General features: G+C 68.1%; 19 protein-coding genes and 1 tRNA gene. 11 read left to right on the plus strand and 9 right to left on the minus strand.

The genetic code is table 11. The features are described 5' to 3' along the window. Positions 1–22: 22 nt before the first annotated feature. From QNJ67_20685 to guaB, 3 genes are read right to left on the minus strand one after another with little or no spacing between them, the layout of a single operon-like run. Positions 23–559: a GNAT family N-acetyltransferase gene (locus QNJ67_20685; GenBank protein MDJ0611404.1), complete on the minus strand. Its 537-nt coding sequence runs from the start codon at positions 557–559 to the stop codon at positions 23–25. Then, complete coding sequence (locus QNJ67_20690) at positions 556–1,896, minus strand: RsmB/NOP family class I SAM-dependent RNA methyltransferase (GenBank protein MDJ0611405.1); 1,341 nt, start codon at positions 1,894–1,896, stop codon at positions 556–558. Before QNJ67_20690 ends, QNJ67_20685 begins: the two co-directional genes overlap by 4 nt. 30 nt (positions 1,897–1,926) lie before the next feature. After that, positions 1,927–3,390 (minus strand): IMP dehydrogenase, encoded by a 1,464-nt coding sequence (gene guaB, locus QNJ67_20695; GenBank protein MDJ0611406.1) that lies wholly within the window; start codon positions 3,388–3,390, stop codon positions 1,927–1,929. 266 nt (positions 3,391–3,656) lie between these two features. Between guaB and QNJ67_20700 the strand changes: the two genes are divergently transcribed. The 4 genes from QNJ67_20700 to QNJ67_20715 are packed head-to-tail and all read left to right on the plus strand — an operon-like array spanning position 3,657 to position 7,860. Then, positions 3,657–4,763, plus strand: a complete 1,107-nt coding sequence (locus QNJ67_20700) for an ABC transporter ATP-binding protein (GenBank protein ID MDJ0611407.1) — start codon at positions 3,657–3,659, stop codon at positions 4,761–4,763. 47 nt (positions 4,764–4,810) lie between these two features. Beyond that, a complete protein-coding gene (locus QNJ67_20705; GenBank protein MDJ0611408.1) occupies positions 4,811–6,100 on the plus strand; it encodes an ABC transporter substrate-binding protein in 1,290 nt (429 codons plus the stop codon). A 60-nt stretch (positions 6,101–6,160) separates the two neighbouring features. Then, the gene (locus tag QNJ67_20710; GenBank protein ID MDJ0611409.1) at positions 6,161–7,036 is read left to right on the plus strand and encodes a sugar ABC transporter permease; all 876 of its coding nucleotides are present in this window, start codon (positions 6,161–6,163) and stop codon (positions 7,034–7,036) included. Further along, positions 7,033–7,860 (plus strand): carbohydrate ABC transporter permease, encoded by an 828-nt coding sequence (locus QNJ67_20715; GenBank protein ID MDJ0611410.1) that lies wholly within the window; start codon positions 7,033–7,035, stop codon positions 7,858–7,860. Before QNJ67_20710 ends, QNJ67_20715 begins: the two co-directional genes overlap by 4 nt. Before the next feature lie 248 nt (positions 7,861–8,108). On the opposite strand, the gene QNJ67_20720 is transcribed toward QNJ67_20715, so the two are convergent. From QNJ67_20720 to QNJ67_20730, 3 genes are all read right to left on the minus strand, one after another. Continuing rightward, positions 8,109–10,103 carry a DNA translocase FtsK 4TM domain-containing protein gene (locus QNJ67_20720; GenBank protein MDJ0611411.1) on the minus strand — a complete coding sequence of 665 codons (1,995 nt, stop codon included), beginning with the start codon at positions 10,101–10,103 and terminating at the stop codon, positions 8,109–8,111. Between the two features lie 681 nt (positions 10,104–10,784). After that, positions 10,785–11,441, minus strand: a complete 657-nt coding sequence (locus QNJ67_20725) for an RlmE family RNA methyltransferase (protein MDJ0611412.1) — start codon at positions 11,439–11,441, stop codon at positions 10,785–10,787. Between the two features lie 104 nt (positions 11,442–11,545). Then, positions 11,546–12,667 carry a Ppx/GppA family phosphatase gene (locus tag QNJ67_20730; GenBank protein ID MDJ0611413.1) on the minus strand — a complete coding sequence of 374 codons (1,122 nt, stop codon included), beginning with the start codon at positions 12,665–12,667 and terminating at the stop codon, positions 11,546–11,548. Positions 12,668–12,877: 210 nt separating this feature from the next. Here QNJ67_20730 and QNJ67_20735 point away from each other — a divergent pair. From QNJ67_20735 to QNJ67_20755, 5 genes are all read left to right on the plus strand, one after another. Then, positions 12,878–12,951, plus strand: a tRNA-Gln gene (locus tag QNJ67_20735). A 73-nt stretch (positions 12,952–13,024) separates the two neighbouring features. After that, positions 13,025–13,300, plus strand: coding sequence for a hypothetical protein (locus QNJ67_20740; protein ID MDJ0611414.1), 276 nt, complete (start codon positions 13,025–13,027; stop codon positions 13,298–13,300). Between the two features lie 75 nt (positions 13,301–13,375). Beyond that, a complete protein-coding gene (locus QNJ67_20745; protein ID MDJ0611415.1) occupies positions 13,376–14,305 on the plus strand; it encodes a homocysteine S-methyltransferase family protein in 930 nt (309 codons plus the stop codon). Between the two features lie 25 nt (positions 14,306–14,330). Beyond that, positions 14,331–15,422, plus strand: a complete 1,092-nt coding sequence (locus tag QNJ67_20750) for an AI-2E family transporter (protein MDJ0611416.1) — start codon at positions 14,331–14,333, stop codon at positions 15,420–15,422. 158 nt (positions 15,423–15,580) lie between these two features. Continuing rightward, a complete protein-coding gene (locus QNJ67_20755) occupies positions 15,581–18,019 on the plus strand; it encodes an ATP-binding protein (protein ID MDJ0611417.1) in 2,439 nt (812 codons plus the stop codon). On the opposite strand, the gene QNJ67_20760 is transcribed toward QNJ67_20755, so the two are convergent. Then, on the minus strand, positions 18,016–18,687 hold the full coding sequence (locus QNJ67_20760; GenBank protein ID MDJ0611418.1) for an XRE family transcriptional regulator: 672 nt from the start codon (positions 18,685–18,687) through the stop codon (positions 18,016–18,018). The genes QNJ67_20755 and QNJ67_20760 overlap by 4 nt on opposite strands. Positions 18,688–18,851: 164 nt before the next feature. Between QNJ67_20760 and QNJ67_20765 the strand changes: the two genes are divergently transcribed. Beyond that, positions 18,852–20,450, plus strand: coding sequence for an ABC transporter substrate-binding protein (locus QNJ67_20765; GenBank protein MDJ0611419.1), 1,599 nt, complete (start codon positions 18,852–18,854; stop codon positions 20,448–20,450). A gap of 82 nt (positions 20,451–20,532) precedes the next feature. Beyond that, on the plus strand, positions 20,533–22,548 hold the full coding sequence (locus QNJ67_20770; protein ID MDJ0611420.1) for a CocE/NonD family hydrolase: 2,016 nt from the start codon (positions 20,533–20,535) through the stop codon (positions 22,546–22,548). Positions 22,549–22,570: 22 nt separating this feature from the next. On the opposite strand, the gene QNJ67_20775 is transcribed toward QNJ67_20770, so the two are convergent. Continuing rightward, on the minus strand, positions 22,571–23,353 hold the full coding sequence (locus QNJ67_20775; protein ID MDJ0611421.1) for an ABC transporter ATP-binding protein: 783 nt from the start codon (positions 23,351–23,353) through the stop codon (positions 22,571–22,573). Between the two features lie 3 nt (positions 23,354–23,356). After that, a partial coding sequence (locus tag QNJ67_20780) for an ABC transporter ATP-binding protein (GenBank protein ID MDJ0611422.1) occupies positions 23,357–23,558 on the minus strand: 202 nt, incomplete at its 5' end.

Consider the following 23,558-nt stretch of genomic DNA (forward strand, 5'->3'; position numbering starts at 1 on the left):
TGGATAGGGTGAGAAATACGGGCTAGTTCTCCGCCAGCCAGCGCGCGAGATCGGGCCAGACGTAGGCCGCCTCGTCGAGCAGGCTGCCGGCGAAGGGCTCGCGCCGCTCGGCCGAGCGCTGGCCGCCGACCGCTTCATAGAAGAAGCGCGAGGGGTTGTCGGCCAGAACCCAGAGAAAGGCGTCCCCGATGCCGGCGCGGACGAAGGCCTCGAACAGCCCCTTGAGGAGCCGGCGGCCGATCCCCCGGCCCTGCCAGTCGAGCGCGACGTAGAGCGTGTAGACCTCGCCGGCGGCGCCCATCGCCCGGTCGCGCGACGGACCGCAGTTGCCGAAACCGACCAGCGGGCCGCCGGCCCCGGCCTCGGCGACCAGCAGGCTGTCCCCGGCGCGCCGGGCGATCAGCTTCTGCCAGAACAGGGTCTGCCCGGCCTCGCTCATGCCGACCAGGTAAGCCGATGGCACGAGGCCGGCGTAGGTCGCGCGCCAGGTCTCGACGTGGACCCGGGCGATGCCGGCGGCGTCGCCGGGCCGCGCCGGGCGCAGCGTCACGGCGCTCACGGCACGTCCCCGCGGCGCATCACGGCGACGAAGAAGCCGTCGGTCCCGTGGCGCGCGGGGGTCAGCAGCAGGGTGTCGCCCGACGCCGGGCAGGCGCCGCCCGGGGTCCCGGCTCCGAGGGTCTCGGACCCGAGGGTCTCGGCCCAGACCGCCGCGATCGGCAGCGGGGCGAAGTCCGGCGCCTTGCGCAGGAAGTGCGCGACCTGGTCCTGGTTCTCCTCGGGCAGCAGGCCGCAGGTGACGTAGATCAGCCGGCCGCCTGGGCGAACCAGGGTCGCGGCGGCCGCCAGGATGCGGCGCTGCACGGCGAAGACCCGGTTCAGGTCGGCGACCGACAGCCGCCAGCGGGCGTCGGGCTGGCGTCGCCAGGTGCCGCTGCCCGAGCAGGGCGCGTCGACCAGCACGCGGTCGAAAGCCCCGGCCTCGGCGGCCAGCCAGGCGTCGCCGCTCTCCTTCAGGCCGCGCAGCTCCGCCACGCCGACCCCGGCACGCGCCAGGCGGGGCTCGGCGCGCTTCAGGCGCGCCCGGTCGGTGTCGAGCGCGACCAGGCGCCCCTGGTCGCCCATCTGCGCCGCCAGCGCGAGGGTCTTGCCGCCCGCCCCGGCGCAGAAGTCGGCGACCGCCATGCCCGGCCGCGCGTCGCACAAGAGGGCGGCCAGCTGCGCGCCCTCGTCCTGCACCTCGACCAGGCCGTCGCGGAAGGCCGTCAGGCTCGGCAGGACGTGACGCCCGCGCACCCGCAGGCCGAGCGGCGAGAGCGGCGTCGGCTCGGTCTCGATCCCCTCGGCGGCGAGCGCCCGGGCGGCCCCCTCGCGGTCCGCCTTCAGGCTGTTGACCCGGAGGTCGAGGCCGGCCTCGCGGCCCAGCGCGGCCAGCTCGGCGTCGACCTCGGCCCCGAAGGCGTCGGCGAGGCGCTTGTACAGCCAGGGCGCGACCTCCGCGCGGGCGCAGGCGGGCTGGTCGTCATGATCCAGCGCGCCGCCCGACAGCGCCGCCAGCATCCCGGCCTCGGCCTCGGTCAGCTTGCCGGGGTTATAGCGCGCGCCGTCGAAGGACCCGGCCAGCGCTTCCGGCGTCTCGCCGCCGACCAGGGCGAGCTCGGCCAGGACGCGGCCGCGCGGCGAGACCGCGCCGCCGGCCCTCTGGAGCCACCAGTCCAGGCGGGCCCGGTGCCGCAGCACGCGGTAGACCAGGTCGGAGACCGCCCGGCGGTCCTTGGAGCCGATGTAGCGCCGGGTGCGGAAGTAGTCGCGGGCCAGGAGGTCCGCCGGCTGGTCACGCGCCCCGATCTCGGTGAGCAGCTCGATCGCGGCCTGAATCCGGGCGGCGGGCTTCATGGGCCGTCCGGCCGTCCCAGCGGCGGCGGCTCAAACGTCGCGGCGGTAGTTCGGCGCCTCGCGGGTGATCGCGACATCGTGCACGTGGCTTTCCCTGAGGCCGGCGGCGCTGACCTTGAGGAAACGGCAGCCGACCTGCATGTCGGCGATCGTCGCGTTGCCGGTGTAGCCCATGGCCGCCCTCAGGCCGCCGGCCAGCTGGTGGATGATGTTGCCTACTGGGCCCTTGTAGGGCACCCGCCCCTCGACCCCCTCGGGCACGAGCTTGAGGTCGTCGCTGACTTCCTGCTGGAAGTAGCGGTCCGCCGAGCCGCGCGCCATGGCGCCGAGCGAGCCCATGCCGCGGTAGGACTTGTAGGAGCGGCCCTGGTAGATGAAGACCTCGCCCGGGCTCTCGTCGGTGCCGGCCAGGAGCGAGCCGACCATGGCGCAGTCGGCGCCGGCGGCGATCGCCTTGGCGAGATCGCCGGAATACTTGATGCCGCCGTCGGCGATGACCGGGATGTCCTGCCCGCGGCAGACCTCGACGATGTCCATCAGCGCGGTCAGCTGGGGCACGCCGACCCCGGCCACGACGCGCGTGGTGCAGATCGAGCCGGGGCCGATGCCGACCTTGACCGCGTCGGCGCCGCGGTCGACCAGGGCCTTCGCGCCCTCGGCCGTCGCCACGTTGCCGGCGATCACCCGGGCCTTGTTGGAGAGGCGCTTGACCGTGGCGACCGCCTCGAGCACGCCGGCCGAGTGGCCGTGGGCCGTATCGACCACGATGACGTCGACCTCGGCGTCCAGCAACGCCTCGGCGCGGATCCGGCCGTCGCGCCCGACGCCGGTCGCGGCGGCGACCCGGAGGCGGCCCTGCTCGTCCTTGCAGGCGCCCGGATGGGCCTGGGCCTTCTCAATGTCCTTGACCGTGATCAGCCCGATGCAGCGGTAGTCGTCGTCGACCACCAGCAGCTTCTCGATGCGGTGCTGGTGCAGCAGGCGCTTGGCCTCTTCCCGGTCGACCCCCTCCTTGACCGTGACCAGGTGGTCGCTGGTCATCAGCTCGCTGACCGGCTGGCGGTCGTTGTCGGCGAAGCGGACGTCCCGGTTGGTCAGGATGCCGACCAGGGGGCCGCCGCTGCGCTCGACCACTGGAATGCCCGAGATCTTCCAGCTCTCCATCAGCGCAAGCGCGTTGCCCAGGGGCTCGTCGGGATAGATCGTCACGGGGTTGACCACCATGCCGCTCTCGAACTTCTTGACCTTGCGCACCTCCTCGGCCTGCTCGGCGGCCGAGAGGTTCTTGTGCACGACCCCCATGCCGCCGGCCTGGGCCATGGCGATCGCCAGGTCGCTCTCGGTCACCGTGTCCATGGCCGCCGAGAGCAGGGGCAGGCCGAGGCGGATGTCGCGGGTCAGGCGGGTCGAGAGATCGGTCTGGCTGGGGAGGACGGCGGATTTGGCCGGCTGTAGCAAGACGTCGTCGAATGTCAGCGCCTCGCGGATTTCCATGCCAACCTCTAGCTCTGCGCCGGGCTTTTGGGCCTCCGGCGGGGTTTTTCTGATTGGCGGCGCATCATACACAGCCACCCCGCCATGCCAAGCCAATTGCCGACTCGCCGGCCGCTCTTGGCGCAGATCCGGATTTGATGACATCGCCGGCGGCAATTGACCCTGGGCGGCTGCAAACGCGGTATTTTCATAGTAGCATCGGCCTCAACGGCGGCGTCTCGAAGGGCCGGCGGACCATGGACCGAAAGCGGTCCCGGGGGAGGCTTGTGTCTACGATTTCCGCAGAAGGCGTCAGCAAGCTCTGGGGCGACACCAAGGCTGTCGACGATATCTCGTTCGTGGCGCCGGAAGGCCGCTTCACGGTGCTGCTCGGGCCGTCGGGCTGCGGCAAGTCGACCACCCTGCGCCTGATCGCAGGGCTGGAGAACGTGAGCGCGGGCCGCATCGTGATCGGCGGGCGCGACGTGACCCAGTTGCCGCCGGCAAAGCGCGACCTCTCCATGGTCTTCCAGTCCTATGCGCTCTTTCCCCACCTATCGGTGGCGGAGAACATTCTCTTCGGCCTCAAGGTCCGCAAGGTTCTCAAGGCCGAACGGCAGGGTCGCCTGGAGCGCACGGCGGAGCTCCTCGGGCTGTCGGCGCTGCTGGCCCGGCGGCCGAGCCAGTTGTCCGGCGGCCAGCAGCAGCGGGTCGCCCTGGGCCGGGCGATCATCGCCGAGAAGCCGGTCTGCCTGATGGACGAGCCCTTGTCCAACCTGGACGCCAAGCTGCGCCACGAGATGCGGCTCGAGATCCGCTCCCTGCAGCGCAAGCTGGGCATCACCATGGTTTACGTCACCCACGATCAGGCCGAGGCCATGAGCATGGCCGACCAGGTGATCCTGCTGCGCGACGGCCGGATCGAGCAGAACGCGCCGCCGGAGGAGATCTATCAGCGACCCGCCACGGCCTTTGTCGCCCAGTTCATCGGCACGCCGCCGATGAACATCATCCGGCTCGGCCCGGGGCCCGGCGGTGCCGCGATCCCGGGCCTCGATCATCCCCTGGTCCCGGATCACCCCGGCGACGATCTGAGCCTCGGCGTGCGTCCCGAGGATCTTCAGATCAGCGGCGGCGGCGACGGGATTCCGGCCACCGTGCGCGATCTCGAGTACCTCGGCGCCGACTCCGTGGTCGATTGCGATGTCGGCGAGCAGCGCGTCGCCGTGCGCGCCCACGGCCGCCTGCGGATCGAGCCGGGCACGCGGGTCGGTCTCGTTTGGCAACCGGAGAGCGCCCACCTGTTTCAGGTTTCCTCCGGTCAGCGGCGCGACGACCTCAGAGCGAGCGCGCCCGGCCGAGTCATGGAGATGGAACAGGCAACGAATAAATGATCACGGCAATTGGCGCAGCAGCGCCTGGAATGGAGGGAGGAAAAACTATGCGTGCAATCTCTAAGATCCTGTACCTGGCATTCGCGGTTTGTCTCGTCTTCGGGGCCGCAAGGACCGCCTCGGCCGAGGTCGACCTGCAGTTCTTCTTTCCCGTGGCGGTCGGCGGCAAGGCGGCCAACACCATCGACAGCCTGACGGCGGAATACGTCAGCCAGACTCCCGGCGTGAAGATCGACGCGGTCTATGCCGGCAGCTACCAGGACACGGTCACCAAGGTCCTGACCGCGGTGCGCGGCGGCAACGCCCCGCAGCTCTCGGTGATCCTGTCGGTCGACATGTTCACGCTGATCGAGGAGGAGGCGATCGTCCCCTTCGAGGATCTGATCACGACGAGCGAAGAGAAGGAATGGCTGAACAGCTTCTATCCCGCCTTCATGGAGAATAGCCGCACCGGCGGCAAGACCTACGGCATCCCGTTCCAGCGCTCCACGCCGGTGCTCTATTGGAACAAGGAAGCCTTCAAGGAGGCGGGGCTCGACCCCGAAACGCCGCCAGCGACCTGGGAGGAAATGGTCTCCTTCGGCAAGAAGCTGACCAAGAAGGACAGCGCCGGAAACGTGACGCAATGGGGCTTGCGCATTCCGACCTCGGGCTTCCCCTACTGGCTGTTCCAGGGCCTGACCACCCAGAACGACGTCTTCATCATGAATTCCGACGGCAACGAGACCTACTTCGACGATCCGAAGGTGATCGAGGCGCTGCAGTTCCTGGTCGACCTCAGCACCAAGCACAAGATCATGGCGCCGGGGATCGTCGAGTGGGGCACCACGCCCAAGGCCTTCTTCGAGCGTGAGACCGCGATGATGTGGACCACGACCGGCAACCTGACCAACGTGCGCAACAACGCGCCCTTCGGCTTCGGCGTTGCCATGCTGCCGGCCAACAAGCGCCGCGGCGCGCCGACCGGCGGCGGCAACTTCTACATCTTCAAGGACTCGACCGACGAGCAGAAGAAAGCCTCGCTCGATTTCATCAAGTGGATCACCTCGCCCGAGCAGGCCGCCAAGTGGACGATTGCGACCGGCTATGTCGCGCCCCGCCCGGACGCCTGGGAGACGCCGGCCATGCAGGAGTACACCAGGGACTTCCCGCCGGCCCTGGTGGCGCGCGACCAGCTGGAGTTCGCCACGGCGGAGCTCTCGACCTATCAGAACCAGCGGGTCACGACCATCTTCAACGACGGCCTGGAGGCCGCGATCATCGGCAAGACGACGCCGGAGGACGCGATGAAGGCCGCCCAGAAGAAGGCGGACCGGATCCTGAAGGCCTACCGCTGATGCCGATCCGGGCCGACGAGTCGCCGCGGGCGGTTCGTCGGCCCGGCTGCACCATCTCCCGTGTCTAGACAAAGAACCACCATCTACGCCTGGCTGCTGTTGCTGCCGGCCTTAGTGATGCTCGCCGCCTTCACCCACTACCCGGCGGTCGTGACCTTCTGGAGCAGCTTCTTCTCGACGCCGCGCGGCAGACGTTCCGCGGTTTTCGTAGGTCTCGACAACTACGCCACGCTGCTCGAGGACGACATCTTCTGGCAGGTGCTGTGGAACAATTTCTGGTACGCGCTCGGCACGATCCCGATCTCCATCGCCCTGGCCATCATCATGGCGATCTGGGTCAACGGCAGGCTCGCCGGTCGCGGCTTCCTGCGCATGTCCTACTTCACGCCGACCGTGCTGCCGCTGATCGCGGTCGCCAACATCTGGATGTTCTTCTATACGCCGGGCTTCGGGCTGATCGACCAGATCACCGGCCTGTTCGGAATCCCGAGCCACAACTGGCTGGGCGACCCCGACACGGCCTTGAACGCCATCATCGTGGTCGCGATCTGGAAGGAGGCCGGCTTCTTCATGATTTTCTACCTGGCGGCGCTGCAGACCATTCCGCCCTCGCTGGCCGAGGCGGCGGCCCTGGAGGGCGCCGGCCGCTGGTACTTCTTCCGCCGGATCACCTTCCCCCTGCTGATGCCGACCACGCTCTTCGTGCTGGTCAACGCGGTGATCAACTCCTTCCGGCTGGTCGACCATATCTTCCTCATGACCGAGGGCGGGCCGGACAACGCCAGCTCGCTGCTGCTGTTCTACATCTACGAGAACGCTTTCAAGTTCTGGGACACGGCCTATGGCGCGACCTTGACGGTGGTGCTCCTGGTCATCCTGGCGACGGTCTCGATCGGGCAATTCCTCTATCTCGACCGCAAGGTGCACTACCAGTGAACGCGCCCTTCCCCAGCAGCGCCTTCGATCGTGCCCTGAACACCGTGGGGGCCTGGACCCTGGGGATCCTCTGGCTCCTGCCGCTGATCTACGCCTTCTGGACCGCGTTTCATCCTTCGGCCTACGCGGTTCGCTTCGACCTCTTCGCGCCGCTTACCCTGGAGAACTTCGCCAAGGCCTGGGAGGCGGCGCCCTTCGCCCGCTACTTCCTGAACACGGTCATCCTGGTGACCATGATCCTGATCGCGCAGTTCGTGCTCTGCACGCTGGCCGCCTATGCCTTCGCCCGCTTCGAGTTCCGCGGACGGGACGTGGTCTTCATGCTGGTGCTGGTCCAGCTCATGGTCATGCCCGACATCCTGATCGTCGAGAACTACCGCACCATGCGGTTCCTCGGCGTGCTCGACACGATCACGGCGATCGGCCTGCCCTACATGGCCTCGGGCTTCGGCATCTTCCTGCTGCGCCAGACCTTCAAGACGATCCCGAGGGAGCTCGACGAGGCCGCGCGGGTCGAGGGCGCCAACTTCCTCCAGGTGCTCTGGAAGGTCTACGTGCCGCTGGCCACGCCGGTCTACGTCGCCTATGGCCTGGTCTCGGTCAGCCACCACTGGAACAACTTCCTGTGGCCGCTGATCGTGACCAACTCGGTCGAGACGCGGCCGCTCACCGTCGGCCTCAGCATCTTCTCCTCGACCGATCAGGGCGTCGACTGGTCGGTCATCACGGCCGCCACGCTCATGACCTCCGGCCCCCTCCTCGTCGCCTTCCTGCTGTTCCAGCGCCAGTTCGTTCAGAGCTTCATGCGCGCCGGCATCAAGTGACGGCGGCCTCGCCGGGCGCATAGCCGCAAACGCGTGGTGTCCCTTGTCGACCGCACCCCGGACATCGCGAGTGACGTTATAGTGCTTCGCTTGCCAGCCAGAACGCGACTTCTAAGTGGCGCCCTCGGGCTCCCGTGTCGCCTTTGGCGACGCGGCCTCTGCTAGAGCGGATCATGTTTTGACGGAAACCCTTTCGCGGTTCCGGCAAAACATGTGAATCCGAGCGATATCAACTAGTTAGAGCAGATTCACCGGGTTTGTCGGATCGGCTCTAGGCCCTCGCCCTCGGTCACGGCATCGATATAGACGGGCTCGCCCTGGTCCTTGAGGAACCGGACCACGGCCTCGACCTCCTCGTCGGAGATGAAGGCCCCGTGGACCCGGATGAAGCGCCCACCACCCGCCATGTACAACATGTCACCCTGCCCCAGAAGTTGCTCGGCGCCGCCCTCGCCCAGAACCGTGCGGCTGTCGATCTTGGATGTCACCTGGAAGCTGATGCGGGTGGGAAAGTTGGCCTTGATGGTGCCGGTGATCACGTCGGACGAGGGGCGTTGGGTCGCCATTATGAGATGGATCCCAGCCGCCCGCGCCATTTGGGCGATCCTCTGGACGGCGGTTTCCACTTCCTTGCCGGCGGTCAGCATCAAGTCCGCGATCTCGTCGACCACGACGACGATGTGTGGCAGCGGATTTGAGGGACCAGCGGCAGGCTCGCCCGTCTCCGGGTCCGTTTCGTCCGGCCCGCCGCGGGACTCCTGTTTGCCGGTTTTCTCTACGCGGGCGTTGTAGCCCGCTATGTTGCGAACGCCGAGGGCCGACATGGCCTGGTAGCGGAACTCCATCTCGCGCACGGTCCAGTCGAGTGCGGCCACGGCCTCGTCCGGATCGGTCACGACGGGCGCCAAGAGATGGGGAATGCCGTCAAAGGCCGTCAGCTCCAGCATCTTCGGGTCGATCATGATGAAACGGCATTGGTTCGGAGTCAGCCGGTAGAGCAGCGACAGGATCATGGTGCTGATCCCGACCGACTTGCCCGACCCGGTGGTGCCGGCGACCAGGAGGTGGGGCATGGCGGCCAGGTCGGCCACCACCGGGGCGCCGCCGATGTCCTTGCCCAGGGCCAGAGTCAGGCCGGGCGGGGCCTGCGCGTAGTCGTCCGATGCCAACAACTGGCGCAATGCCACCATCTCGCGGACCTTGTTCGGGATCTCGATCCCCAGGGCCTTGCGCCCCGGGATGGCGGCGACGCGTGCCGAATCGGCGCCCAACGAGCGGGCAATATCATCGGCGAGCCCGACCACCTGGGACGCTTTGACGCCGGGCGCGGGCTGGAACTCGTAGAGCGTGACGACCGGCCCCGGCCGTATTTCGGCGACCTTGCCCTTGACGCCGAAATCCGCGAGCGCGGATTCCACCAGCTCCGCGCTGCCCGCCAGCTCCTTCTTTTGCTTTTGCGACCCCGCTTTCTTGCCGCCGGTTTTATGGGTTGCAAGAAGCTTGAGCGCGGGCAGGCGATAGTCCTTGGCCGGTCCGAAATCAGCGCGCGTGTGGCGTTTTGCCTTGTTGCGTTTCTCCGCCGCCTTACCACCGCGCGGCGCGGTCGCTTCGAACGTGATGGGCTGTGACGCCTGGCCCTGCGCCATGGGACCCGTCCCAGGACCGCCGGGACCGGCCAGCCGACGGAATGCCCCGGTTACCCGGTCCACCCACTGTCCGAAATTTGCGCTGCCGCCCAGCGCGACGTGGAGCCCCGCAACCGCGAGCACGGCGACCAAGAGGCCGATCCATCGGACATCAAGGCCGATCACTGCGGTGGCCTTGGGGATCAGCGCTTCGTACAGCACGTCGCCGATGACGCCGCCATTCAGCAAGTTCGTATGCGGCCAGTCCGAGAACGGCCGCAAGACGGCAAGGGCAAGGGAGGACAGACCCAACACGAGTGGGGCGACGATCAGCAGCTGTCCCGGCCGGTTGAGCTGCCTGCGGGTGCCGAGTTGACAGCCCCAGACCACGAACAGCGGGCCAAGCAGCCAGGAGGCTGCACCCATGCTGCGGTAGAGGTGATCCGCGGTCACGGCACCGGGCCAGCCCATCAGGCTGAGCACCGTTGCGCGCCAACCATCGACGGAACTCGGATCCAGTGGATTGTAGCTGGCGAGCGCCGCCATGCAGGCGAGCCCAATGAGGACAAGGGTGAGACCCGTGACCTCAACCCCCCGGCGACTGAGGAATGCGGTCATGCCGGAGGGTGTCGCGACTGTGTTTCTTGGGCTTACCATGGCGCTCTCCCCAGGTATGAATAGCGGGGACTCGTTGCCGCTTTATGAAGCCTTACCCCTACTGAAAGCGGTCTCTCTGAAGGCGTTCCTTACCGCGCGCCTTGGCACGACTCGCAACGGGCGGATATCAAGCCGAAGCCAGAGTGACAGGGGTCACGTCAAACCGGGAAACGCCAGCGTCAGAGCGCGCCTGTCACCAGCGATGGTGATAGGCCCCGGGGCCTTTCTCGGTGGGAACAGGTCAAGCTGCGACAGGATTGCGAAATCTTGTTGGTTAGGAAATCACAAAACTACAACTTTAATAAGATTGAGCAGGGTTCGCCGCTACCTTGAGATTGGTATGGTGCTAACCTCCACTCAGGATCGTTCACCCGTGAAGCTCGTAGGCAGCTAAAACAGCGGATCGCCGGCCCGGCAGGGTTTCGCCACGAGGGCAGCTACCCGCTCTGACCGATTCTGGGCCGAGGGGGAGGTGGTGCGTGCCCGAGGCCCGCCCCATAAGCACCAGCACCATCGGCGCGATGGTGATCCTGATCGGCGACAGCCTGACCGTTGCGGTTCACGGCGGCACGCTCTGGTACGGCTTCGAGGCCCTCGGCTTCTGGGAACTCCTGGGAACCGCCGAGGGGTGGTTCCGATCCGCTAATCCTCCGCCCCGTCCAGGGCGGCCGCGCCGCGGAAGCCCGTCGCCACGACGTAGAGCTCGGCCGAGTCCTTGCGGCTGGCCGGCGGCTTGACGTGGCGCACCTTGGCGAAGCCGCGGCGCAGGCGGTCCAGCATCTCCCGCTCGCTGCCGCCCTGGAGCACCTTGGCGACAAAGGCGCCGCCGGGCGCCAGGACTTCCTCGGCGAAGTCGAGCGCCGCCTCGGCCAGGCCCATGACCCGGAGGTGATCGGTCGCGGCGTGCCCCGTGGCCGGCGCCGCCATGTCCGACAGCACGACGTCGGCCGGGCCGCCCAGCGCTTGGCGCAGGCGCTCGGGCGCGTCCCGGTCGAGGAAATCGCCCTGCAGGAATGTGGCCTCGGCCAGGGGCTCGACCTCCGCGAGGTCGAGGCCGACGACGCGGCCCTTGTCGCCGCAGCGCTCCACGGCGACCTGGCTCCAGCCGCCCGGCGCGGCGCCGAGATCGACCACCCGGGCGCCGGGCTGCAGCAGGCCCACCTTGTCGTCGAGCTGGATCAGCTTGAAGGCGGCGCGGGAGCGGTAGCCGAGGCGCTGGGCCTCGGCGACGTAGGGGTCGTTGAGCTGGCGCTGCAGCCAGCGGGTCGAGGCGCTGGTGCGCCCGGCGGCCTTGCGCACCCGAACGCCGAGCCGGCGTGGGCCCCCGTCGCCCGGCGTGCCGCCCCCCTTGGAGCCCCTCTTCCCGCCCCTTTTGGACCCGGGCGGGCGCCGGCCGCGGCCGGTCAAGGCGCCCGGCTCTGCCCCGGCGGCGATGCCGCGCCGCGGGCGCCGTTCGCCGCCATCAGGCCGTGCAGGATCCCCTCGCGCAGGCCGCGGTCGGCCACGGTAAGTTCGTCGACCGGCCAGGTGCCGCAGATCGCCTCCAGAATTGCGCAGCCGCCGCCGACGTAACGGGCCCGGGCACGGCCGATGGAGGGGTCCCCGGCCCGTTCCCGATAGCTCATGCCGGCGATCCGCCGGGTGAGCGACAGGACGGTCTCGCGCGGCAGCCTGCGCCCGTCGACCAGATCGCGCCGGTAGCGGCGCAGGCCCTGGTGGACACCGGCCAGGATCGTGGCCGTTCCCGACATGCCGAGCATCTGGACCTCGCCGGCGGCCGCCTTGGCGCCGAGCCCGTGAGCCCGCTCGAAAGGCGCGAGGGCCGCCGCCAGCTCGGCGACGAGGCTCTCGAAGGCCTGCCCCGCGATCGCGCCGTCGGCGAAGCCCTCGCTGACGCCGACCACGCCGAAGGGGATCGAGTGCCAGGCCCGCAGGACGGCGCGCTGTCCCTCTTGCCCCCCAGGCACCTGCTCGAGCCAGCTGATCTGGGTGCTGCCGCCGCCGATATCGACGACCAGCGCGTGGCGCCGGGCCGGATCCAGCAGCGGCTGGCAGCCGGTCAGGGCGAGCTGGGCCTCCTCGGCCCGGGAGATCACCTCGATCCCGATCCCGGTCTCGCGCTCGACCCGGTCGCAGAACTGGCCGCCGTTGTCGGCCCGGCGGCAGGCCTCGGTGGCGACGGCGCGGAGGTGGCGCACCCGGCGGCGGCGCAGCTTGCCGGCGCAGACCTTGAGCGCCGCGATCGCCCGGTCCATCGCCGCCGGCGAGAGCTCGCGGCTGGTCTTGAGGCCCTCGCCGAGGCCAACCACGCGGGAGTAGGCGTCGATCACCCGAAACGGCAGACCCGGGGCCCCTGAGTTCCGGCCGTGGGAGTCGCAACCCTGGGCGTGGCGGCGCGGCTCGGCAACCAGGAGGCGGCAGCTGCTGGTGCCCATGTCGAGCGCCCCGTAGACCGCCGCCTCGCCGGCTCCGGTCTCCGCGGCCGGCGCGCGCTCGGCCGGCGGGGTCGCATCGCTCAAGGTCACCAGGAAAACCCTTTCCGCAGCTCCACTCGCATACCTGGGGCGCCCCGACTCGGGGCCCCTCGCAGTCAATCTAAGCACCCGTTAGCCGGAAACGCCATGGCCCCAGGCGCCCTTCGGGCGCCTACCCGCGGAAACAAGCGGTTGAACTGCCCCCCCGTCAGGGACTAAATAGACGCCTACTCGGCCGCCGGCCCACCTGGCCGGCCCTGCTGGGGGATAGTTTAGCGGTAGAACTCTCGGCTCTGACCCGAGCAGCCCTGGTTCGAATCCAGGTCCCCCAGCCAAGCTCCACTTCCATGCAAGGTTCAATGATGCACCGACCGGCCCGCTCCCTGGAGTCCTCATAATGTTCATGTTATGTTCTCTTCCATGTTCGGCGCCGGCGATCGAAAAATCACCCTGGGCGAACTGCGGCGGTCGGGCCGCACGGTCTACTGCCGCTGCAAGGACTGCCACCATGAGAGCTGCCTGGCGCCGCGCCACCTGATCGAGCGCCTGGGCTCGGACCTGCGCGTGATCTCTGCGGCGCGGCACCTGCGCTGCAGCCGCTGCGGCTCGAAGAACGTGGTCTCGCTGCCCGGCGAGCGGCCCAAGCACCCCTTCCAGATGCCGCCGCCGCCCGAGCGCTCGTGAGGCGGCGGAATTCCATGCCGCGCCCCCTGCGGCGGCGGTGGCTTTTGCCCCGCGACCTCTGCTATAGCGACGGTCATGTATGACGAGATTCGAAGCCGTCTGGCCGCGGGCGACACCGTGGTCATCGACGGCGCAACCGGCACGGAGCTGCAGCGCCGCGGCGTGCCGATGAGCGAAGAGGTCTGGTGCGCCCTGGCGACGAAAAGCCACGGCGACATCCTCCAGGCGGTCCACGAGGACTACATCAAGGCCGGGGCCCAGGTGATCATCGCCAACACCTTCGCCACCAGCCCGCTGATGCTGAAGTTCCACGACAAGCTGGACGAGATGGAGGCGCTCGACCAGGAGGCGCTCGAGATCGCCCACCACGCGCGGGACGCCGCCCAGGGCGAGAAACCGGTGGTGATCGCCGGGTCCTTCTCGACCATGGGACCGGTGCCCCAGGGCACGAACCGGAACCCGGAACCGCCGCGCTGGCCCGAGGCGGAGGAGCGGGCGCTCTTCGCACGCAAGGCCGAGGCCCTGGTGAAGAGCGGGGCCGAGCTCCTGGCCATGGAGATGCTGCGCGACGACGAGCGGGCGCTCTGGGCCACCGAGGCCGCCGTGGCCACCGGGCTGCCGGTCTGGATCGGGCTGAGCGTGGAAGCGGACCCGGACGGCGAGGGCCTGGTCGGTTATGGCACGGGCGTCCCGATGGACCGCATGCTCGAGACCCTGCGCCCGCTCGGCGCCGAGGCCTACCTGATCATGCACTCGCCAATGGAAATCACCGAGCAGGCCCTGGCCGCCATAAGGCGGCACTGGGACGGCCCCATGGGAGTCTACCCGGACTCGGGCTATTTCGAGATGCCCGAGTGGCGCTTCGTCGACATCATCCCACCGGCGGCCTTCGCCAAGGCCTGCCTGGGCTGGCGCGACGCCGGCGCCCAGATCCTCGGCGGATGCTGCGGGATCGGCCCGGCCCACATCCGGGCGCTGACCCGCCGCCTGGACGAGACCGCCTGAACCCACGCCCGGGGGGAGCCGCCCAATGAGCGCCAGCGAGGCTGACAGCAAGAGCTGCGCCGGCGGAGCCGGGCTCGGCTGGCCCGACATCGCCATCCGCCTGGCCCTGGCGGCGATCGTGATCTACTGGTCGTTCAGCCTGCTGCGGCCCTTCATTCCGATCCTGATCTGGTCGGCGATCCTCTCCGTCGCCATGCACCCGGTCTATCTCTGGCTGACCCGGACCCTCGGCGGCCGGGGCAGTCTCGCCGCCTTGCTGCTGACCACCGTCACCCTGCTCGTGATCCTGGTGCCCCTGGGCGTCCTGGGCTCCTCGCTGGTCAAGAACCTGTCGCAGATCGCAACCGGCATCCTGGAGGGCGAGATCACGGTCCCGCCGCCGCCGCCCTTCGTCTACGATCTGCCGCTGATCGGAAACCGGATTGCCGGGTTCTGGGAGACCGCCTCGGTCGAACTCGGCGAAACGCTGAAAACGATCGAGCCGCAGCTCAACCAGATGGCGCGCCGGCTGCTCGGCCTGGTCGGCAATATCGGACTGGGCGTCCTGCAGTTCACCGCAGCGATCATCATCGCCGCATTCATCCACGGCCGCGCGGCGGTCATCCATGCCGCCCTTCAGACCATGGCCGAGCGCGCCGCGCCGCAGCTGGGCGAGGGCTTCCTCGACCTGGCCGGCGGCACGGTGCGCAGCGTGGCCCGCGGCGTCGTGGGGATCTCGCTGGTCCAGGCGATCCTGTTCGGGATCGGCGCCCTCGCCGCCGGCATCCCCTTTACCGGGGTCTGGACCTTCTTCGTGCTCATCCTGGCCATCATCCAAGTCGGGCCGGCCGTGGTCATCGTGCCGGTGATCATCTTCGGCTGGATGACCATGGATACCGCGAGCGCCGTGATCCTGACCGCCTACATGATCCCGGTCACGCTGTTCGATAACGTGATGAAACCGATCATCATGGGGCGAGGCCTGCCGGTGCCCATGCTGGTCATCTTCATTGGCGTGATCGGCGGCACCCTGGCGCACGGCCTGATCGGCGTCTTCGTCGGCCCGATCGTGCTGGCCTTCGGCTACGAACTGGCGCGCGCCTGGATTGCCGCCAGACAGGGCAAAGAGGCGCGCTAGAACGGGTCGCCCCGGGCCTGCCCCTTCAAAAAGGGCCTCGGACCCCGAGACACTAATAATATTAATAGACTAATCGATTTTTGGTAAGGTTTTCCTGGCAGCATCGCCGGATTGGCCGAAAAAATGGGCCATTCCTTGCGCAGGCTGCCCCAAATCCCATGATCTGCTGGCGAACCCCCCTGGTTTCGGGACTCTACTTTCTCGGCGCCCTCGTCGGCATCGCCCTGGCGCGCGAGGCGGGCAACGTCGCCGCGATCTGGCCGCCCAACGCCATCCTGCTCGCGCTTCTGCTCGTCCGCCCGCCGTTTGAGTGGCCGCGCTACCTGGTCGGCTGCTTCCTGGCCAATCTCGGGGCCAACCTGCTGCACGGTGACCAGATCGCCGTCGCCGCCGGTTTCGGCCTGGTCAACATGCTGGAGGTCCTGGTCGCCGCGAAGCTGATCGCGCACTATGGCAGCCTGCCGTTCCGCCTCCAGGGTCTGCGGCCACTTCTGCTGTTCTGTCTCCACGCCGCGATCCTGGCCTGCGGCCTCGGGGCGACCGCCGGGGCGGCCCTGGTCTGGGCCGCCTACGGCGCCGCCTATACCTCGATCTGGCCAATCTGGTTCGTCGCCGACGCGGTCGGCGTGCTGCTCATCACGCCGCTGGCCCTGTCCCTCTTGGCCGTGAAACCGCGGACCCTGCGCGATCCGGTGGCGCTTCTCGTCGGGCTGTCGGTTGCCACGCTGTCCGCCATCGGATCCGTCTTGATCTTCTCTCAAGAAGACGTTCGCTACGTCTTCCTGGTCATGCCGGCGCTGCTACTGGTGGCGCTGCGCTTCAAGCTCCTGGGCACGGCCGCGGTCGCCGGCATCGTCGCCACGGTCGCGGTCGGCTTCACGGTCCTCGGCGCCGGCCCCTTCGCCACGAGCGCCTCGGCTTCCAGCAACATCCTGGGCCTGCAGGTCTTTCTCCTGGGCGAGCTGTTTCCCCTCCTGGCCCTGGCCGGCCTGCTGCAGGAGCAGGACGAGATCAAGCAGCGCCTGCTGGAGCGTCAGAAGATCCTGGACGAAGGCGCGCGCATCGCCCAGCTCGGCTACTGGACCTGGGACGTCGAGGCCGACCGCTGCAAGATGGTCTCGGACGAGATGATGGCCCTGCTGTGTCTGGACCGGGAGAAGTTCGCGGCCCACGCCGGCTCGCTCGACCGCTACCTCGAGCTGCTGCACGCGGACGATCGCGAGGACTACCGGCGGACGATCCTGCAGTCCAGGACCGAAGGCAGCACCTACCAGATCGACTTCCGTCTCGCCGAGTGCTGCGGGGTCGAGCGGCACGTTTGCGAGGTCGGCGGCTACCTGCGCGACCGTAACGGCCGGGTGACGACGGCCCTGGGCGTGATGCAGGAGGTGACCGAGCGCAAGGCGCAGGAGGAGATTCTGCGCCAAGCCAAGCTGAAGGCCGAGGAGGCCGACCTCGCCAAGGACCGCTTCCTCGCCACCGTGAGCCACGAGATCCGGACCCCGATCAACGGTGTGCTGGGTATGATCGAGCTGCTGCTGGGCAGCGGGCTGGACAACAACCAGCGGCAGTTCGCCGACACCGCCCGGGAGTCCTCCAAGATCCTGCTGACCATCATCGATGACCTGCTGGACCTGTCCAAGATGGAAGCCGGCCGCCTCACGCTGGAGTCTCTGCCCTTCCATCTCCCGGACACAGTCGGCCATGTCATCGAGATCATGGCGCCCAAGGCCAAGGGCAAAGGCGTGACGCTGCGCGCCGAGCTCGACGATGGGATGCCCGCGTGGCTGTCGGGCGACCCCTACCGGCTGACCCAGATCCTGTTCAACCTGGTGGGCAACGCCATCAAGTTCACCTTCGAGGGCGAGATCGTGGTCAGGGCGGTTGCCGAACCGCTGGCGGAAAAGCGCTACCGGATCCGCTTCGAAGTGGCCGACTCCGGCATCGGCATCCCGACCAGCGCCCAGCAGGAGATCTTCGACCACTTCGCCCAGGCCGACGTGGCGACGACGCGGATCCACGGCGGGACCGGTCTCGGGCTGGCGATCTGCAGGCAGCTCACCGAGCTGATGGGCGGCGAGATCGGCGTGGTCAGCTCGCCGGACCGCGGCAGCACTTTCTGGTTCACCATCGTCTGTCCGGCGGCGCGCGCACCCGAGAGCGAGTCCGCCGGCGCGCCGACTTCGCCGGCCCGACCCGACGCCCAGAAGCTGAGGGTCCTGGTCGCCGAAGACAACTCGATCAACCAGATGCTGGTGCGCGTGCTGCTGGAGCTGGACGGGCACGAGGTGGCCATGGTGGCGGACGGCGCGTCGGCCGTGGAGGCCCTGGCCTCGGAGCGCTTCGACGTCGTGCTGATGGACGACGACATGCCAGAGATGTGCGGTATCGAGGCAGTGCGCCGGATCCGCGCGCTGAAGGGACCCTCGGCACGGGTTCCGGTCATCGCCGTCACCGCGCACGCGATGGAGGCGGATCGAAAAAGGTACCTCGAGGCCGGCATGGACGACCACATCGCCAAGCCGATCGACAAGGAGTACTTGCTCCAGGCGATCCGCCGCGCGACGGGCCGGACGCCGCGATCGATGGCGTCCTAATCCAGATCCCGCACGACATCCATCGGTATCACCACGGGCGAGACGGCCCAGACCAGAACGGCCGGCTTGTCGGATCGGTTGCGGCCATGGTGCGGGATCCTCGCATGGTGGCTGTAGCTGTCGCCGGCGCGCAGGGTGATCGTCTCCTCTCCGAGACGAAGCTCCAGCTCGCCCTCGATCAGCACGCCGTGCTGCTCGCCTTCGAAAGACATCAGGGTCTCGTCGATGCGCTCTGCGCCGGGCTCGTAGTGCGCGATCCCCATGTAGAAGCCGCCCCCGATCGAGCTCGAAAGGAGGCTGTCCCGGTAGCCGAGCTCGCTTTCGCTCTGACCGTAGAGCGCATTGAGGTTTCGCCGCTCGTGGGCGCGCACGACATGGGCGCGCTCCATCGGGCCGGCGCCGCTGCGCCGGGCGAAGAACCAATCCGGCGTGATGGACAGCGCGTCCGCGATCGCCTCGATCACGTCGAGCGACGGCTTCGAGGCGTTCCGCTCGATCGCGCTCAAGTGGCTGAGCGACACGCCGCTCACCTCGCTCAACCTCTTCAAGGTCATGCGCCGCGCCTTGCGCAGCTGGCGAACCTCGCCGCCGAAGGAAGGCGTGGGAACGCTGGTCGATAGAGGTTCCGCCCTCCTCCGCTCCGATCTCGATTGTGGCGCCGTGGCCATGCGGGTCCCTCCGACGATCCAGGAAAGAGCGGGACGATCCCGCCTCGCGGCCCTATCGTAATTCTTATCGAAAATTCTTCCAGAACAGAAAATTCGTGCGTACATTCTTTTTGGGTAAGGCAATCACGAAAGCCGGGGGGACACGCTCCGGCAGGGGAGGCATCATGAAGGAACTGTCCAAGGCCCTGACGGCCACGATGGATCGCGCCCGGTTTGCGGGCATGTCACGGCGCGACCTGCTGAAGAGCGGCGCCATGCTCGGCCTCTCGGCGACCCTGGCAGGCGCACCCTGGCCGGAGGCGCGCGCGGCGTCGCCACGTAAGGGCGGGACCCTTCGCGCGGGCGCCGATGGCGGCAGCGTCGCGGACACCTTCGACCCAATGCAGGCAACCGGCGTAGACCACACCACCCAGGCCGTTCTCTCCTGCTACGACACCCTGACCGAGATCGACAGCGAGGGGACACCGCGGCCGAGCCTGGCCGAGAGCTGGGAAGGCGCCGCCGACGGGACCTGGGTGTTCAAGCTGCGCGAGGGTGTCGAGTTCCACGACGGCAAGTCGCTGACCGCCGAGGACGTGGTCTGGTCGCTCAAGCAGCACCTGTCGAAGAACAACAAGTACGCCGAGGGCAAGCAGATCGTCGAGAACCTCGAAGAGCTGCGCGCCGACGGACCCAATGCGGTCGTGATGAAGCAGCGCGAGGTCAACTTCGACCTTCCCGCCCACCTCTCATCCTTCGGCCTGATCATCGGCCAGGAGGGCACCGAGGATTGGGACGCAGGCGTCGGCACCGGCCCCTACGTGAAGCAGAGCTTCGACCCCGGCGTCCGCTTTCAGGGCACCAAGTTCGCCAACTTCTACCGGGACGATCAGGGCCACTTCGACGAGGTGGAGATCCTCAACGTCGCCGACGCGAACGCCAGAGTGAGCGCCCTCCTGACCGGAACTCTCGACGTGATCGGCCAGCCGGATACCAAGACCGCAAAACGCCTGGCCCGCGCCAAGGGTGTCACCCTGCTCGAGGTCCCAGGCACCCAGCACTACACGACCGACATGCGGACCGACACCGACCCCTTCACGGACAACAACATCCGGCTGGCCGTCAAACACGGGATCAAGCGCCAGGAGATCGTCGACAAGGTGCTCGGCGGCTTCGGCACGATCGGCAACGACGTTCCGATCAGCCGCGGCCAGCAGTTCTACAACAAGGATCTGCCCCAGCGGGAGTACGACCCTGACAAGGCGAAGTTCCACCTGAAGCAGGCCGGGCTCGACACGATCGACCTGACCTTCTCGACCAGCGACGGCGCTTTCAACGGGGCGGTCGACGTCGGCGTCCTGATGAAGGAGAGCATGCGCCCGGCCGGCATCAACGTCACGGTCAAGCGCGAGCCGGCCGACGGCTACTGGTCCAATGTCTGGCTCAAGGCGCCCTGGTGCGCGGTCTACTGGAACGGCAGGCCGACGGTCGATTGGATGCTGAGCTCGACCTACACCTCCTCTTCGTCCTGGAATTCGACCTACTTCAAGAACGCGACCTTCGACAAGCTACTGGTCGAGGCGCGCGGCGAAGCGGACGAAGCCAAGCGGCAGGCCATGTACTACGAGGCGCAACGGCTGCTCTACGAGGAAGGCGGCGTGACGGTGCTCGCCTTCGTCAACATCCTGATCGGCAAGTCCGACAAGCTGGGCCACGGCGGCATCGGCGTCAGCCGCCGCATGGACGACAGCCGCCTGGCGCGGCGCTGGTGGTTCGAGGCGTGATCGTGATCCGGGCCGCCCGAAACTGGGCGGCCCGCTTCACTTGGCCGGCCCTCACCCTTCCGAAGCTTCCGAGGCCTTGGTGATGAACGACCGACCCGAGCCCGCGGTTTCGGTCGAGGAGATCGAGCATTGCTGGATCGAGATGCCGGACGGCGTCCGCCTGGCCGCCCGGCTCTGGCTGCCCGACGGCACGCGGGAGCGGCCGGTCCCGGCGATCTTCGAGTACATCCCCTACCGCAAGGGCGACATGGTGCGCGCCCGCGACGAGCGCAATCATCCCTACTTCGCCGCCCAGGGCTACGCCTGCCTGAGGGTCGATATGCGCGGATCGGGCGACAGCGAGGGGCACATGCCCGACATGTACGCCCCCGACGAGCTGTCCGACGCGCGCCACGTGATCCAATGGATCGCGGCGCAGCCCTGGTGCGACGGGTCGGTCGGCATGTTCGGCACCTCCTGGGGCGGCACGGCCAGCCTGCAGGCGAGCCTGGAGGCGCCCGACGCCTTGAAAGCCGTTATCGCGGTCTGCGCGACCCACGACCGCTACGAAGACGATATCCACCACAAGGGCGGCCTGATCCTCACCGACACCGTGGAGTGGGGCGCGACCTTGCCGGCGATCCTGGCCCTGCCGCCTTCCCGGACGGCCTTCGGCGACGCCTGGCGCCGCGTCTGGGAAGACCGCCTGGAGAAGTTGACCTTTCCGCTGGAGCCCTGGGTCCGGGAGGAAGAGCGGAGCCCCTATTGGCGGCGCGGCTCGATCACGGGCCACGCCGATCGCATCGGCTGCCCGGTGCTCGCCATCGGCGGCTGGTCAGACCGCTATTCCAATTCGGTCATGTCCCTGGTCGAGCAGTGCCCCGACAAGGTCTGGGGAATCGTCGGGCCCTGGGGCCACCACTATCCGGACGTCGGGCATCCGGGTCCGGCGATCGGCTTTCAGCAGGAAGCGCTCAGGTGGTGGGATCTCTGGCTCAAGGGTCGCGGCGACCCGGCGGCCGACTGGCCGCGGCTGCGGCTCTGGCTCAGGGAGTTCGATCCCCCAGCCAACGTAATTCACAACCGCAATGGCGGGTGGATCGAGGTCGACGGGCCGGCGGACAAGGTCACCTCCCGAATGACGCTCTACCCGTCGGGCGGTGCGCTCACCGCCGTGCCAAAGACGGCGGACGCGCCGGCGGTCGTCCCGCAAGACCTGAGGGTCGGGGCCGCGGCCGGCGATACGGGCTACTTCGGCCGTTTCGGCGGTCTGCCGACCGATCAGCATCCCGACGACGTCAGGTCGCTGGTCTTCGAGACGGATCCGCTGAACGAGGAACTCGTCCTCCTCGGCGCTGCCGAGGTCGCACTGGAGATCGCTTCGGACCAGCCGATGGCGCAGCTCGCCTTGCGGCTGAGCGACGTGGCCCCGGACGGCAGCAGCTCCCGCGTCAGTCTGGCCTTCAGGAACCTCGCCCTCCTGGATGGCCTTCGCGAGGGCGCCCCCCTGGAGCCTGGCCGGTCCCGCCGGTGCCGGGTCCTCTTCCACACGAAAGCCTACCGCTTTAAACGCGGCCATCGAATCAGGCTGTCGCTCTCCTCGTCCTACTGGCCCCTGGCTTGGCCCTCGGCACGGGGCGCGACCCTGGCGATCTTTACGGAATCGGCCGCGCTGCATCTGCCGATCCTTCGAAGTCCGCCCGAGCCCTTGTCGCGCGCCTTTCCGGAACCGCTCTCTCCGCCGCCGCCGCCCGGCCACGAGCAGGTCACGGCGCCGCCGCTCCGGCGCAGCGCGGATCTCAGGGACGACGGCACGCTCGTCTTCGCCTGGAACCAACCGTTTAGCAGCCAGCGGTTCCGGGCCACCGGCACGACCTTCGGTTTCGAGACCCGCGCGCGCCATGCGATCGATCCGGATGATCCCCTCTCCGCCGTCAGCCGGTTCGAGCACAGGCTGCACTGTGCCCGGCCCGACGGCGTCGCGGAGGTCGCGAGCTGGGCGGAGCTTCGGGCAACGGCGGATGCCTTTCTCCTGTCCGGCGGCGTGACCGTCACCTGGGACGGCGAGACGATTGCCGAGCGCCACTGGTCTCCCGAGGTGCCGCGGCGACTGTCGTGAAGGATCCGCGCGGGTCGCCGACTCAAGCGACCCAGAAGGCCTTCTCGAGATCCTCGAACTCCGAGGCCTGGCCCTCGAACTTGTTGCGGCCGAGCTCCAGCACGTAGACGTAGTCGGCGATCTTGAGCGCGTGGCGAATCTCCTGGTCGACCAGGAGGATGGTGATGTCGTCGCGCCGGGTCAGGTGGGTCAGCATCTCGTAGACCTCTTCCGCCAGCATCTTGGAGAGGCCGGCGGTCGGCTCGTCGACCAGCAGGACCTTGGGCTCGGCCATCAGGGTCCGGCCGATCTCGACCATGCGCTGCTGACCGCCGGAGAGCTCTCCGGTGATCTGCCTGCGTTTGTCGCGCAGCACTGGAAAGCGTTCGTAGTTCGCCTCGATCTTGTCCCGCACCTGCTTCTTGTCGCGCTTGAACGTCCAGCCGCCGAGTTCGAGGTTCTCCTCGACCGACATGTCCTTGAACACGCCCGGCTGCTGGGGAATGTAGGCGAGGCCTTTGAGGATCCGGTTATAAGTCGGGACGTTCAGGATGCTCTCGCCATCCAGCAGGACTTCGCCCGCATTGGGCCTCAGGAAACCGAAAGCGGCCCTGAGCGCCGTGGACTTGCCCACGCCGTTCGCCCCCAGAACGGCGGTGATCTGATTTCGCCGGGCCTTGATGTTGAGCCCCTGGAGGATGTTGAGGTCCTTGTAATAGCCGACGTAGAGGTCGCGCAGCTCCAGGACGGTCTCGGGCTCGACCTCGGCCGGTTGCTGGAGCGTGGAGCGACCGGGCTTGCGGGGATCGGAATTGGGGGCGGTCACGGCTTACGGCGCCTCCTGCTGTCCGGCCTCGTCCTCATCGGTGCCGAGATAGGCCTCGATCACCGCCGGATCATTCTTCACCTGGTCGGGCGGGCCGTCGGCGATCAGGTCGCCGTAGTTAAGCACCAGCAGGCGGCGGCTTAGGCTGAAGATCGAGTCCATCTGGTGGCTTATGATGATGATCGCCTTGCCGTCGTCGTTCACC

The sequence above is a fragment of the Kiloniellales bacterium genome, from assembly GCA_030064845.1.
GTDB lineage: Bacteria > Pseudomonadota > Alphaproteobacteria > Kiloniellales > JAKSDN01 > JASJEC01.